Genomic DNA, 12,266 nt, shown 5'->3' with positions numbered 1-12,266 from the left:
ATGGGGAGTGCCCCACCCCTGTCCTGAGGAGTGACCGTGGCCATCTCGGTCTTCGACCTGTTCTCGATCGGCATCGGCCCGTCCAGCTCCCACACCGACCGCCGAGTGGATGCCGTACCGGCTCCGCCTGCCAGAAGCTGCGGGGCGGGCACGCGGCCGTCACGCTGGAAGGACACTCCCGTCATCCTCGAGGAGAGTCCACATGGCGAAGAGCCGGAGTGAGGGCAAGAAGCTGAAGAAGGGCGACGAGGTCGCCTGGAGAAGTCACGGCGGCCAGGCCGAGGGCACGGTGGAGAAGAAGATCACCGAGCGCACCGAGGCAGGCGGCCGGACGGTGGATGCGTCGGCGGACGAGCCGCAGTACCAGGTCCGTAGCGACAAGTCCGGCAGGTCCGCGGTGCACAAGCCGTCGGCGCTGAGAAAGAAGAAATGAGGCGGCGTGGACGACGAGGAGCGCAAGGAGATCTGGGCCGACTTCCGCGAACTGGTGAACATGACACCGGCCGAGCTGGACAAGTGGCTGGAGTCCGACGAGTCGCGCAATGCCGGCCAGCACAGGGACGGAGGCGAGTCCATCGGGCATGCCTCCGGCCGCCGCATCACGGAGATCCTGCGGGCGAAGAAGAAGGACCTCTCCGACGACGACTACCAGCACATGCGCAAGGTCGTCGGCTATGTCCGCCGCCATCTGGCCCAGCGCCCGTCGGGAGACGTACGGGACACCCGGTGGCGGCACTCCCTGATGAACTGGGGCCATGACCCGCTGGCCTGACGAGCGGATGACCCCTCCCGTGCCGATGTGGGGCGTCCTACCGCGGCACAGGCCTGGCCGTCTGTCGACCGCCCAGTGTTACGGCGAGGTGGGCAGGTGCGGGGAGCGGAGCACGAGCAGGGTGATCTCACTGGGGGCGAAGACGCGGAACGGTGGGCCCCAGAAGCCGGTGCCGCGGCTGGTGTAGAGGAGGGTGCGGGTGCCGTGGCGGCTGAGGCCGGCGAGGGCCGGCTGGTCGATGCGGACCAGGTGGTGGAAGGGCCAGATCTGGCCGCCGTGGGTGTGGCCGGAGAGTTGGAGGTCGATGCCGGCGGCTGCCGCCCGATCGATGAACTTGGGCTGGTGCGCCAGGAGCAGGACGGGCAGGTCGGGGTCGGCGCCGTGCAGGGCTCCGGCGAGGTGGGCGCGGTGGCCTGCCAGGCCTGAGGACTCGGCGGTGACGTCGTCCACGCCGGCGACCACGAGGGTGTCGCCGTCGCGTTCGAGCAGCAGGTGGCGGTTGCGCAGCGGCTCCCAGCCCAGCTCGTCCATCAGGTCGACCCAGCCCTGGGCCTCGCTGTAGTACTCGTGGTTGCCTGTGACGTACACCCGGGCCCGGGTGGCCCGCACGGTGCCGAGCGGGGCGGCCTGGGCGCGGCGCCGTTCGGCCGTGCCGTCGGCGATGTCGCCGGTGTGGCAGACCAGGTCGGCTTCCAGAGTGTTCACCGTCTCGCACACCCGGGCCGACCAGCGAGTGCGATCGAGTGGGCCGTAGTGGGTGTCGGTGATGAGGACGACGCGCAGGCCGTCCAATCCGGCGCCCAGTCGTGGCAGTTGCACCTCGAGCCGGCGCACGCGCGGTACGCGGCGGGCCTCGGCATATCCCCAGGCGAGCAGTACGGCGGTGGTGCCGAGGACGGCCCAGGTGACGATGCGGGCCCGGTCCTGACTTCCACCGACGCCGGCCACGGTCAGGGCGAGCCGCACCAGGACCCCGAGCAGAACGGACCAGGTGAACAGAACCCAGCTGGTGCCCAGCAGGGAGTCACCGACGATCGCCGCCCGGTCCTGCTGGCGTCGACCGTGGCCGCGCACCATCGCGAGCGGCATTCCGATGAGGCCGAGGGCGAACAGGACGCTGCCGATCAGCCTGACGGGCAACGGCCAATGCTGGCCGGTGTACAGCAGCACCCAGCAGGGCACGGCCCACAGCAGGACGGGGGCGATCAGGGGTATGTGGCGCATCAGGCGGTGCAGCCGGCTCTGCCGCGGCGCTTGCGCTTCACCGTCGGTGGTCCGGGTGCTGCTGGTGTCGGTCACGCTTGCCCTCCCTGGCCAGGCTGCCGTCCCGCGCACTGTATCCGGTCGTCCTCGGGCCGGCCGGACCGGCGTCCAGGCGAATCTCCCCCAGGGTTTCAGGCGGGCGGTGCCGAGAGATGGATCAGGATGCCGCACACCTCGTCCACGATCTCTCGCGCCTCCGTCTCGTCCCCGCAGTCGCCCAGCTCGCGCGCCGCCCCTCCGATGACGGTGGTCAGTACGCTCACCCGGACCCGGCCGGCGCGTCGCCGCTCGTCCACCTCCAGCAGCCGGGCGTTGCGCCGTACCCAGGCGCGGTCCCACTGGCGGCGCAGCGCGTCGAAGCCCGAGGGGTTGTCCTCCTCCGCGAGGAGTCGGCCGAGCCTGCGATTGTCCCAGGCACCCTCCAGGTACGCCCTGGCTCCCGCCACGAAGAGGGCGATGGGGTCGTCCACACCACGGCTGCGCTCGGAGGCCAGCGTGGCCGCGGTCCGTCGCTCCTGCTCCTCCCGGAACTCCTCCCAGAGGGCGAGGTACAGCCCTCGCTTTCCGCCGTAGTGCTGGAAGAGGCTTCCCACGGGGATGCCGGAGCGCGCCGCGATCTCGGTGAGACCGGCGTCGGTGTAACCGCGCTCGGTGAACACCTCCAGCGCGGCGTCCAGCAGCGCGCGCCGGACCGTTCTCTGCCCGGCGAGCGCCTCCGGCAGGCACATGCCCCCCTGCCCGTGCGGCGCCTGAGGCGCCGTCTCGGTCCCGGCCGACTCCGCGATGCCGCTCACTGGCAGTCCTCACCTTCCCCGTCGCCGTCGCGGATGGCGAGGGCGACCAGTAGTTCCAGGAGGTCGGCGATCCGGCGCGGATTGCGGCCGGTGCGTTCCTCGATCCGGCGCAACCGGTAGTGCGCCGTGTTGTGATGCACCCGCAGCCGGTCGGCGGCCAGCCGCAGGTTCAGGTCGGCCTCCGCGAAGGCCCGTATGGTGGCGGCCAGTGTGTCGCCACGTCTGCGGTCCTCCTGCAGCAGCACCCGCACCCGGGGATCGACCAGCTGGCGGGCCAGGTCGTCGGCGCGCAGCGCGAGATAGTCGAACGGGGACAGTCGCGGCAGCGCCGCCACCCCGCCCCCGCTGGGCACCAGGTCGAGAGCGGCCCGTGCCTCCTCGTACGCGCGCGGCAGATCACGGGCGCCCCGCGCGACCGTGCTGATGCCCATGGAGAGCATGGTTCCGCCCCGCGCGAGCCGCTGCTGCACGGCCTCGAAGTGGGCGCAGATGTCCTCCGCGGTCATACCGGCCCGGACCACGGGCACGGCCACCACCTCTTCGTGGCGTACGACGACCAGGGTCCGGCCGGCCCAGGGCCCGGCCACGCTGATCGACGCGCTGGTCGCGTAGCCGTGCTCGGCCGAGGTGAGGTCCCCGGTGCGGGTGTCGCCGACGCACACCGCGACGACCGCCATCATCGGCGAGTGCGGCCCGATGCCGTACGCCTGTGCGGCGGCGGACAGCGGACCGCGCGTCGGTGCCACGCCCGCCAGGAGCTGGTCGAGAAGGTCCCGGCGCTCCCGGTCGGCGTCCGCCACCATGTGCTGCTGGTACTCGACGTAGGCCTGCGCGGCATGGGTGCTGGCGTAGTCGACGTACTGCATCAGCGGGGTGACCAGGGACAGCGCGGCCTGCTGGGCCTCGGTGGACGTGCCCGCGCAGTCCAGCAGCGCGTCCCACAGCACCTGCCGGCCGACCCGGAAGGCGCTGATCCAGTCCTCCAGGGCGAACCCCGCGCGTGCCCGGCGCATCGCCGCCGCACGGCTGAAGACCAGGTCCTCGGGCGCGATGCCGCGGTCACCGGCCAGCGCCGCCAACTGCATCCGGTAGTGCTCCAGCACCTGCTCCCGAACGTCCGCGAAGAACCGTTCGTCCTGCAGTGCGTACGACGGGATCTCCGCGCGCATCACTCCGACGGCGGTGTCCGCCACCTCCTCGACCCGGTCGTGGACGGCGTGCAGGATCCGCCACCGCTCCCGGCGGAGCGGTTCGGACAGCTGGGGAGTGCCCAGGGCGGGCCCGCGAGGCATGGCGCCGATCGTCGCCGCCCGCCTCGTGTTCCGTCAACAGGCCCGGCGTGAGACATCAACCGTTATCTGTGCGCGGCGCACAGTCCGACGGCCGGGAAGTTGGGTGCTCGCACCCAATGTGCGCCCCGAACACCCCCACCTACTGTGACGCTCGCCCACCCCCCAGCACGTCGGAAGGGGCGTCATACATGCTCGCGGTCGACGGTATCAGCGTGCGCTTCGGCGGGATCACGGCCCTGGACGGTGTCGCGTTCACCGTCGAGCCGGGCACCGCCGTAGGGCTCATCGGACCGAACGGAGCCGGCAAGACCACCTTGTTCAACTGCCTCACCAGGCGCTGCACCCCCGACGCGGGAGACGTGCGGTTCGAGGACGAGGACCTGCTGGCCCTCCCTCCGCACGCCGTGGCCGGGCGGGGCATCGCCCGCACCTTCCAGAACCTGGGTCTGTTCCCGCGGCTCACGGTCCGGGAGAACGTCATGGTCGGCGCCCACAGCCGGGGGCGCACCGGACACCTCGCCGCGGCGCTCCGGCTGCCCCGCGTCCGGCGGGAGGAGAGGGAACTGCGTGACAAGGCGGACGACTTGCTACGGCGGCTCGGTCTGGCGGACGTCGCCGACCACCCCGCCTCGGGGCTGCCGTTCGGCACGCTCAAACGCGTCGAACTCGCCCGGGCGCTCGCGGTACGGCCCCGGCTGCTGCTGCTCGACGAACCCGTCAACGGGCTCAGCCACGGTGAGGTCGGCCAATTCGCGGATCTGGTCCGGTCGGTGCGCCAGGAGTTCGACCTCTCGCTCGTGGTGGTCGAACACCACATGGGGTTCGTGATGGGCCTGTGCGACAAGGTGGTCTGCCTCGACTTCGGCCGCAAGATCGCCGAGGGCTCGCCCGAGGAGATCCAGCGCGACCCGGCGGTCGTCGAGGCGTATCTGGGAGCGGCCGCATGAGCGAGCCCACCACGGACCGCACCGAGGCCGCGGCGCATGCGGAGCCGGACTTCCTGAAGGTCTGCGGCCTGCACGCCGGATACGGCCAGGCCCGCGTGCTGCAGGGCCTCGACTTCTCCGTCGCCCGGGGCGAGGTGTGCGCGATCCTCGGACCCAACGGCGCGGGCAAGACCACGACGCTGCGGGCGCTGAGCGGCATGGTCCGCGGCCGCGGCTCGGTCGCCCTGGACGGCACGGAGCTGCTGGGCCGCTCGCCCGAGCAGGCCGCCAGGTGCGGCGTGGCACATGTCCCCGAGGGCCGCGGCACCTTCAACGACCTGACCGTCGAGGAGAACCTGCGTGTCGGCGCCCACACCCGGCGCCGGGGCAGCGCCGGGCGCGCGGCCGTGGCGGCCGACCTGGAACGGATCTACGACTACTTCCCCAAACTGCGTGAGCGGTCGCGGCAGGCCGCCGGCAGCCTCAGCGGCGGGGAGCAGCAGATGCTCGCCATCGGCAGGGCGCTGATGCTGCGGCCTTCGCTGCTGCTCCTGGACGAGCCGTCCCTCGGGCTCGCGCCGCTGGTCACCCGTGAGCTGTTCGAGATCGTCCGTGCCGTCAACGAGGAGGAGCGCACCACCGTGGTCGTCGTCGAGCAGAACGCCCAGCTTGCGCTGGACATCGCGCACCGGGCGCACGTACTGGAGGCCGGCCGCCTGGTGCTGTCCGGACCGGCCGCACAGCTCCGTGAGGACGGGCAGGTCGCCGAGGTGTACCTCGGTGTCTCCGTCCGCTCCCGCAGGGCCGGGTGAGCGCCGTGACCGATCTTCTCCAGCAAGTGGTGGAAGGACTGGGCTCCGGCGCGGTGTACGCCAGCCTGGCGTTGGCCCTGGTGCTGATCCACCGGTTCACGGGGATCGTCAACTTCGCGCAGGGCGAGCTGGCCATGCTCTCGACGTACGTCGCCTGGCAGCTGGTGGCGTCCGGGATGCCGTTCTGGCTGGCGCTGCCGGTCACCCTCGCGGTGTCCTTCGCCGGCGGCATGCTGGTCGAGCGGATCGTCATCCGTCCCGTGCAGGGCGCGCCCGAGCTGACGGTGGTCATCGTCACGGTCGGCCTGTTCATCTTCGTCAACGCACTGGCCGGCCTGATCTGGTCGTTCACCGTGAAGGACTTCCCGCAGCCGTTCCCCGACGGCGGAATCGACCTGGCCGGGGTGCGTGTGGACTGGTCGACACTCGGGATCCTCGGCGTGGTGGCCGTCGTGATGGGCCTGCTGTATCTGCTGTTCCAGCACACCTCCGTCGGCCTGGTGATGCGGGCGGTCGCCGGCAACCCGGCCTCCGCCCGGCTGTCGGGCATCCGGGTGGGCCGGGTCCTGATGCTCGGCTGGGGGCTGGCGGCGACCGTCGGCGCGGTGTCGGGGGTGCTCGTCGCCCCGGTGCTGTTCCTGGAGCCGAACATGATGGGCGGGGTGCTGATCTACGCGTTCGCCGCGGCCACCCTCGGGGGCTTCGACAGCCCGGTGGGCGCGGTCGTCGGCGGCCTGTTCGTGGGCGTCGCCGAGACGCTGACCGGGGCGTACGTGGACGTGGTCGGTGCCGACCTGAAGGTCGGCGTCCCCCTGGTGATCATCCTGGCGGTGCTGCTGGTGCGACCCCAGGGCCTGTTCGGACGGGCGGCGGTGGAGCGCGCATGAACACCCTCACCACGGCACTCGGCACCGCCCCGGCCCGGCGGGTGCGCGCCGCGCTCACCGTGCTGCTCGCGGCGGCAGCCGCCGTCGGCGCTCCCTTCTACTTCGCCCCTTTCCAGGTCTTCCAGCTGACCATGGTGCTCCTGTACGCCGTCGCGCTCGCCGGCCTGAACCTGCTGGTCGGCTTCGGCGGGCAGATCTCGCTCGGGCACGGAGCGTTCTTCGCGGCAGGGGCCTACACCACGGCGGTCATGCTCGATCGGTACGACACGGGCCACCTGGCGACTCTTCCGGTCGCGGCCGCCGGATGCTTCCTGCTGGGCCTCGGATTCGGAGTGCCCGCCCTGCGGCTGCGCGGGCTGTACCTGGCCCTGGTCACCCTCTCGTTCGCGGTGTTCCTGCCGCCGCTGCTCAAGCGGCTCGAACCGGTGACGGGCGGCTCCATGGGCCTGACCGTGGACAAGCTGCAGCCGCCCGCGTGGAGCGGGCTGGCCGAGGACCAGTGGATGTACTTCGTCGTCCTCGGCGTCACCGCGGTGGCCCTGCTGCTCGCCCGCAACCTGCTGCGGTCCCGGGTCGGCCGGGCACTGCTCGCCGTGCGGGACCACGAGAGCGCCGCCGAGATCATGGGCGTGCGGCTGTCGCTGCACAAGACCCTCGCCTTCGCGTGGAGTGCGATGTTCGCGGGCGTCTCCGGGTGTCTGTACACCTGGGTGATCGGCTTCGTCTCGCCCGACTCCTTCAGCTTCGTTCTGTCCATCACCCTGCTCGCGGGCCTGGTGGTCGGCGGGCTCGGCTCGCTGTACGGCCCCCTGCTGGGGGCGGCGTTCGTGATGTACGTGCCGAGCGTGTCCCAGGACGTCAGCGAGGCGGCACCGGGAGTGGTGTTCGGCCTGCTGATCATCACGGTGATGTTCGTGGCCCCGACAGGACTGGCCGGTGTGCCCGGCCGTGTCCTGCGGGCCGTCGCCCGTCGTCCGCCCCGCACTGCCACCGCCACCACGACTGCCACCGCCACGGCCACCGCCCTCGGCCTGACGCCGGAGACCGTGGCCACGCCCGATCCGGAGCCGACCGCCCCGGCCGGAACCGGACCCTCCGCGACCCGCGCTCCTGCGGATCCCGCTGTCGCGGACGCCGAACCCGTGGGCGCCCCGCCCCGCACGGAAAAGGACTGATACACATGCGCAAGACAACCGCTCTGCGGGTGGCCGCGGCCGCCACCGCCGCCCTGCTCACCGCGACCGCCTGCAGCAGCCGGCGAGGTCAGGACGCCCAGGACACCGCCTCCGAAGGCGCGTGCAAGGGGCAGCAGACCACGGGCATCACCGACAAGACCATCAAGCTCGGCGGGATCTATCCGCTGTCGGGGCCCGCCTCCGCGTACGGCACGATCAGCAAGGGCGTGGCCGCCTACTTCCGTTACGTCAACGACAAGGGCGGCATCGACGGCCGCAAGGTGCAGTTCATCGTCCGCGACGACGGCTACCAGCCGCCCAAGGCGGTCGAGGAGGCCCGCAGACTCGTCGAGCAGGAGAAGGTCTTCGCGGTGTTCCAGACGCTGGGCACCCCGTCCACGGCGGCCGTGTGGGACTACCTGAACAAGCAGAAGGTGCCGCAGCCCTTCGTCGCCACGGGCGCCTCCGTCTGGGGCAGCGACGGCAAGCACCCCTGGACCATCGGGTGGCAGCCCAACTACGTGGCCGAGGCCCGGGTGTACGCCAAGTACCTCAAGGACGAGCGGCACAGGGCCAAGGTCGCGGTCCTGTACCAGAACGACGACTTCGGCAAGGACCTGCTCGGCGGATTCAAGAAGGCCGTCGCCGGCAGCGGCATCAAGGTGGTCGCCGAGGAGAGCTACGAGGTCACCGACCCGTCCGTGTCGGCACAGATGGCGAGCCTGTCCCGCTCGAAGGCGGACGTGCTGCTGGACGTCACCACGCCCAAGTTCGGCAGCCAGGCCCTCGCCGCCGACGCCAGGAACACCAAGTGGAACCCGCTGCACATAGTGAACAACGTGGCCTCGTCCGCCGCCGTGCTCCAGCCCGTCGGGTTCAAGAACGTGCAGGGCGTGGTCTCGGCGACCTACTTCAAGGACCCCGCCGACCCGCAGTGGGCGAACGACCCCGAGATGAAGACCTACATGAACGCCATGCACAAGTACGCCCCCGACGCCGACCCGGCCAACCAGTTCAACGCCTACGGCTGGGCCGTCGCCGCCAGCCTGCACAAGGCCCTGGACGCGATGAAGTGCCCGACCAGGGAAGGCCTGCGGGACGCGGTGCGCCATCTGAAGAACGTGAAGGTGGGCCTGCTGCTGCCCGGGATCACCATGTCCACGGGCCCGGGCGACGCCTTCCCGCTCGAGACGATGCAGCTGATGCGGTTCAAGGGCGAGCGCTGGCAGCTGTTCGGCAAGCCGGTAAACACCCGCAAGGAGTTCGGCCCCCTGGCGAAGTGAGCCGGCGGGGGCGGTCCTGGTCGATGCCCTGACCTCTGGGACCGCCCCCGCCCCGTCGACGGGGGTGAGCACACGCACGTCCTCAGACGGCGTTCAACCCTCCGTCCACCACCAGGCTCTGCCCGGTGATGTAGGAGGCGCGGTCGGAGAGCAGGAAGACGACGGCTTCGGCGACCTCCCAGGCGGTGCCCTGGCGGCCGAGCGGTATGCGGGTGAACGAGGTGGAACGCGACGCCCGCCGGGCCGATGCCTCGCGGCCCATCGGGGTGTCGATCAGGCCCGGGACGACCAGGTTGGCGCGTATCCCACGCGACGCGCCCTCCTTGGCGACATGGCGGGTGAGTCCGAACAGGCCTGCCTTGGAACTGTCGTAGGCGGGCGAGCCGGTGGCGGCGCGCAGCCCGGCCACGGAACCGACGAAGACGATCGATCCTCCGTCGGCGATCGAGGGCAGCCCGTACTTGGCGGCGAGGAAGGGGGCGCTCAGGTTGAGCGAGAGCACGTGCTCCCACTGCTGAGGCGAGGTGTTCTCCAGGCCGGCACCGAGTCCGATGCCGACGTTGACCACCAGCGCGTCGAGCGCGCCGAGTTCGCGGAGCGCTTCGGCCACCATGGCCGAGGACTGGCCGGGATCCGTGGCGTCACCGACCACGGGCAGGCCACGACCGCCTTCCTGGCCGACCAGGGCGGCGGTGGCCGCCGCGGCGGAGGGGGAGACGTCGGCGCAGGCCACCGAGGCCCCCTCGCGGGCGGCGAGCGCGGCCACCGCCCGCCCGTTGCCCACCGGGGCCTCCGGATCGTCGCTGGGGCGGGTGCCCGCGCCGATGACCAGTAGGTTCCGGCCGGTCAGGAGGCCGACCGGGTGGGACGCGGTGTGCCGGGGCTCAGGCATCGGCGTGTGCTCCCCTCGCCGCGCCCGCGCCCGTGCCCGCGTCGGCTCCGGTGGGCGTGGGCAGGGTCTCTGTTTCGTAGCCGGGCTCGAGCCGGGTACCGGTGGAGTTCAGGAAGAACGCCACCATGTGGTACTGACCCACGAGCATGGTGATTTCGATCAGCTGTGCCTCGTCGTGGTCGGCGGCGAGTGCGGACCAGGTGGCTGCGGACAGGCGTGCGTCCCGGTGCAGTTCGTCGGCGGCACGCAGCACAAGGGCGTCGGCCGGCGACCACCCCGGGGTGTCAGGGCCCGCGCCGACGCGCCGGATCTCCTCGTCGGTGACCCCGGCGGCCCTGGCCAGCGGTACGTGCCGCCCCCATTCGTAACCGGCCCGGGTGTTGCACGCGGTGCGCAGGATCAGCAGTTCCCGGGTCCGCTCCGGCAGCCGGCCGTCGCGCAGCAGATGGCTGCCGAACGGCAGGAAGTGCCGGAAGAGGCCGGGGTGCCGCACCAAGGTGGTGAAGACGTTGGGGAGGTGGCCGTCGGCGTCCCGTGGAACGGGGGCGAGCAGCTCACGGGTGGACTGGTCCCAGTTGTCCTCGGGCAGTGGCGCGAGGCGCGGGCCGGTGTCGGCGGTGCGGGGGGATCGGTGAGGGGGCTCGTCGGTCATGGCGGTCTCCGCGGTTCGTCGGGGTGGGCCGGTGGCACGAGGGTGGGCCTGAGCACGGTCGATCGGCGCCTCGTGGCGGGCGCGTCGATGCGGGGGCCCGCCTTCCACCGCCGTGCCACTGTGCTTTCGGCGGCGGCCGCTTGTCGACGGCTTCCCGGCCAAGGCCGCAGGGCCGCATATTGTTCACTTGCACAACGGTCGGTACCGGTGGGGCGAAGGCGAGGTCCATGCCCGGACAGTCGGGCGCGGCGGCGCGCCTCGAATGCGTCATCGCCGCGATGGCGGCGCAGCGAAGGCACGTGGGCGGGCGGCTGCACGCGGATCTGGTGGACCACATCCCGTCCTACCGCGCGGTCCCGCGGGAACTCCTGGGCCAGATCTGGCACCGGCACTTCCAGCGGGCTCTCGCGGTGGTGCGCGAGGGGACGGTGCCCGCGCCGGAGGACTTCGACGAAGCCGATGTGGCCCGGGACCGGGTCGCCCGGGGCGTGCCGCTCGGCGACGGGCTCCGCGCCTTCCGCCGGGCACTGAGCGCCATACGGGATCTGTTCATCGCCGCGGCGGCCGAAGGCGGACTGGACCCCGGCCTCGTCGTCGACCGCACCAAGTGCCTGTGGGAACTCGCGGACGTCGCGAGCCTGCAGATCGCCGCGGTCCACCGGCAGGCGGAGGTCGCCCACGCGCTGTTCGACGCCCGCCGCCGCGCCGACTTCCTGCGTGGACTGCTCCACGGGACGCTGCGAGCGCCGGAGATGCACAGCGGTGCGGCGATCTACGGACTGGACCCGTTGCGGCCGTATCGGGCCATCAGAGCCGTCCCCGACGGCAACGGCGGTCCGGACGCGCTGGAGCGTTCCCTGGAATCCCTCGGTCGCAGGAACGGCCGAGGCGCGCTGCTCACCGTGCTGGACGAGGCTGTCGCCGGAGTCGTCGAGGTGAGGCCGGAGACCGGTGACCTGGAAGTGACGGCGGGCCTCGGCCCGCCGACGGACCTGGCCTCGGTGCACCGCTCCTTCCGCGCTGCCGGCCGGATGCTGGAAGCCGCCCGTGCGTACGGTCTGCGCGGGGTGTACGACCTGAGCGACCTGTCCTGGCGGGTCGCGGTCGTCGCCGAACCGGAACTCGGCGAGTTGCTGCTCGACCGCTACGTGCGCCCACTGGAGGCCGAGGGGGAGTTCGGCGCGCTCATCGAGGAGTCCGTGCGTGGATACCTGGAGGGCGGACGGCACATCCGCGAAGTCGCCCGCAGCGCACACGTCCACGTCAACACCGTCCGCTACCGGCTGCGCCGTTTCGAGGAGCTCACCGGTACCAGCCTGGACGCCCCGGACACCGCGGTGGAACTCAGCTGGGCTCTGGCGGCACGGGAGAGTTCGATGCGGCGTCCGGTCGGCAGCGATCGCCCGACGAAGGACGCCCCCGGAGCCTAGGCGGGTGGACTCGTCGATGGCGTGTGGGGAAAATCACGCCCACCCGCGTACCTACTGGTCGGTATGGTCGCGTGACGTGAACGACAGG

General features: G+C 71.7%; 13 protein-coding genes and 1 pseudogene. 9 read left to right on the top strand and 5 right to left on the bottom strand.

The window, feature by feature from the left end; translation table 11 throughout:
• Positions 1 to 36: 36 nt before the first annotated feature.
• The 3 genes and pseudogenes from ACZ404_RS35210 to ACZ404_RS35200 form a co-directional block, all read left to right on the top strand.
• Positions 37 to 96, top strand: a pseudogene (locus ACZ404_RS35210) (serine dehydratase beta chain); the annotation flags it as partial.
• A gap of 106 nt (positions 97 to 202) precedes the next feature.
• Positions 203 to 433 carry a hypervirulence associated TUDOR domain-containing protein gene (locus ACZ404_RS35205; RefSeq protein WP_468447171.1) on the top strand — a complete coding sequence of 77 codons (231 nt, stop codon included), beginning with the start codon at positions 203 to 205 and terminating at the stop codon, positions 431 to 433.
• A gap of 6 nt (positions 434 to 439) precedes the next feature.
• Entirely contained in the window at positions 440 to 772 is a 333-nt protein-coding gene (locus ACZ404_RS35200; protein ID WP_468447169.1) for a DUF3140 domain-containing protein, read from the top strand.
• A gap of 78 nt (positions 773 to 850) precedes the next feature.
• Here the strand turns inward: ACZ404_RS35200 and ACZ404_RS35195 are convergent, their stop codons facing one another.
• The 3 genes from ACZ404_RS35195 to ACZ404_RS35185 form a co-directional block, all read right to left on the bottom strand.
• Positions 851 to 2,071 (bottom strand): metallophosphoesterase, encoded by a 1,221-nt coding sequence (locus ACZ404_RS35195; protein ID WP_468447167.1) that lies wholly within the window; start codon positions 2,069 to 2,071, stop codon positions 851 to 853.
• Between the two features lie 95 nt (positions 2,072 to 2,166).
• Positions 2,167 to 2,829, bottom strand: a complete 663-nt coding sequence (locus tag ACZ404_RS35190; RefSeq protein ID WP_468447165.1) for a TetR/AcrR family transcriptional regulator — start codon at positions 2,827 to 2,829, stop codon at positions 2,167 to 2,169.
• Positions 2,826 to 4,121: a PucR family transcriptional regulator gene (locus ACZ404_RS35185; protein WP_468447163.1), complete on the bottom strand. Its 1,296-nt coding sequence runs from the start codon at positions 4,119 to 4,121 to the stop codon at positions 2,826 to 2,828. Before ACZ404_RS35185 ends, ACZ404_RS35190 begins: the two co-directional genes overlap by 4 nt.
• A gap of 188 nt (positions 4,122 to 4,309) precedes the next feature.
• On the opposite strand from ACZ404_RS35185, the gene ACZ404_RS35180 reads away from it, so the two are divergent.
• The 5 genes from ACZ404_RS35180 to ACZ404_RS35160 are packed head-to-tail and all read left to right on the top strand — an operon-like array spanning position 4,310 to position 9,204.
• A complete protein-coding gene (locus ACZ404_RS35180; protein ID WP_468447161.1) occupies positions 4,310 to 5,068 on the top strand; it encodes an ABC transporter ATP-binding protein in 759 nt (252 codons plus the stop codon).
• Entirely contained in the window at positions 5,065 to 5,859 is a 795-nt protein-coding gene (locus tag ACZ404_RS35175) for an ABC transporter ATP-binding protein (protein ID WP_468447159.1), read from the top strand. Before ACZ404_RS35180 ends, ACZ404_RS35175 begins: the two co-directional genes overlap by 4 nt.
• A 5-nt stretch (positions 5,860 to 5,864) precedes the next feature.
• Positions 5,865 to 6,746, top strand: a complete 882-nt coding sequence (locus ACZ404_RS35170) for a branched-chain amino acid ABC transporter permease (RefSeq protein WP_468447157.1) — start codon at positions 5,865 to 5,867, stop codon at positions 6,744 to 6,746.
• The gene (locus ACZ404_RS35165) at positions 6,743 to 7,921 is read left to right on the top strand and encodes a branched-chain amino acid ABC transporter permease (protein WP_468447155.1); all 1,179 of its coding nucleotides are present in this window, start codon (positions 6,743 to 6,745) and stop codon (positions 7,919 to 7,921) included. The genes ACZ404_RS35170 and ACZ404_RS35165 overlap by 4 nt, the downstream gene beginning before the upstream one ends.
• 5 nt (positions 7,922 to 7,926) lie before the next feature.
• Positions 7,927 to 9,204 carry an ABC transporter substrate-binding protein gene (locus ACZ404_RS35160; RefSeq protein WP_468447153.1) on the top strand — a complete coding sequence of 426 codons (1,278 nt, stop codon included), beginning with the start codon at positions 7,927 to 7,929 and terminating at the stop codon, positions 9,202 to 9,204.
• An 82-nt stretch (positions 9,205 to 9,286) separates the two neighbouring features.
• Here ACZ404_RS35160 and ACZ404_RS35155 read toward each other — a convergent pair whose 3' ends face one another.
• On the bottom strand, positions 9,287 to 10,096 hold the full coding sequence (locus tag ACZ404_RS35155) for an SDR family NAD(P)-dependent oxidoreductase (protein WP_468447151.1): 810 nt from the start codon (positions 10,094 to 10,096) through the stop codon (positions 9,287 to 9,289).
• Positions 10,089 to 10,748 (bottom strand): carboxymuconolactone decarboxylase family protein, encoded by a 660-nt coding sequence (locus ACZ404_RS35150; protein ID WP_468447149.1) that lies wholly within the window; start codon positions 10,746 to 10,748, stop codon positions 10,089 to 10,091. The genes ACZ404_RS35155 and ACZ404_RS35150 overlap by 8 nt, the downstream gene beginning before the upstream one ends.
• Positions 10,749 to 10,975: 227 nt before the next feature.
• Here ACZ404_RS35150 and ACZ404_RS35145 point away from each other — a divergent pair, with 227 nt between their 5' ends.
• On the top strand, positions 10,976 to 12,178 hold the full coding sequence (locus ACZ404_RS35145; protein ID WP_468447147.1) for a PucR family transcriptional regulator: 1,203 nt from the start codon (positions 10,976 to 10,978) through the stop codon (positions 12,176 to 12,178).
• Positions 12,179 to 12,266 lie beyond the last annotated feature (88 nt).

Source organism: Streptomyces sp. NPDC030798, assembly GCF_055572275.1.
This window is presented reverse-complemented; position numbering and strand designations above follow the sequence as displayed.

Excerpts from the sequence above, each read along its gene's own strand:
- ACZ404_RS35205 (WP_468447171.1), top strand. The coding sequence starts at position 203 with ATGGCGAAGAGCCGGAGTGAGGGCAAGAAGCTGAAGAAGGGCGACGAG.
- ACZ404_RS35185 (WP_468447163.1), bottom strand. The coding sequence starts at position 4,121 with ATGCCTCGCGGGCCCGCCCTGGGCACTCCCCAGCTGTCCGAACCGCTC.
- ACZ404_RS35180 (WP_468447161.1), top strand. The coding sequence starts at position 4,310 with ATGCTCGCGGTCGACGGTATCAGCGTGCGCTTCGGCGGGATCACGGCC.
- ACZ404_RS35175 (WP_468447159.1), top strand. The coding sequence starts at position 5,065 with ATGAGCGAGCCCACCACGGACCGCACCGAGGCCGCGGCGCATGCGGAG.
- ACZ404_RS35165 (WP_468447155.1), top strand. The coding sequence starts at position 6,743 with ATGAACACCCTCACCACGGCACTCGGCACCGCCCCGGCCCGGCGGGTG.
- ACZ404_RS35160 (WP_468447153.1), top strand. The coding sequence starts at position 7,927 with ATGCGCAAGACAACCGCTCTGCGGGTGGCCGCGGCCGCCACCGCCGCC.
- ACZ404_RS35155 (WP_468447151.1), bottom strand. The coding sequence starts at position 10,096 with ATGCCTGAGCCCCGGCACACCGCGTCCCACCCGGTCGGCCTCCTGACC.
- ACZ404_RS35150 (WP_468447149.1), bottom strand. The coding sequence starts at position 10,748 with ATGACCGACGAGCCCCCTCACCGATCCCCCCGCACCGCCGACACCGGC.
- ACZ404_RS35145 (WP_468447147.1), top strand. The coding sequence starts at position 10,976 with ATGCCCGGACAGTCGGGCGCGGCGGCGCGCCTCGAATGCGTCATCGCC.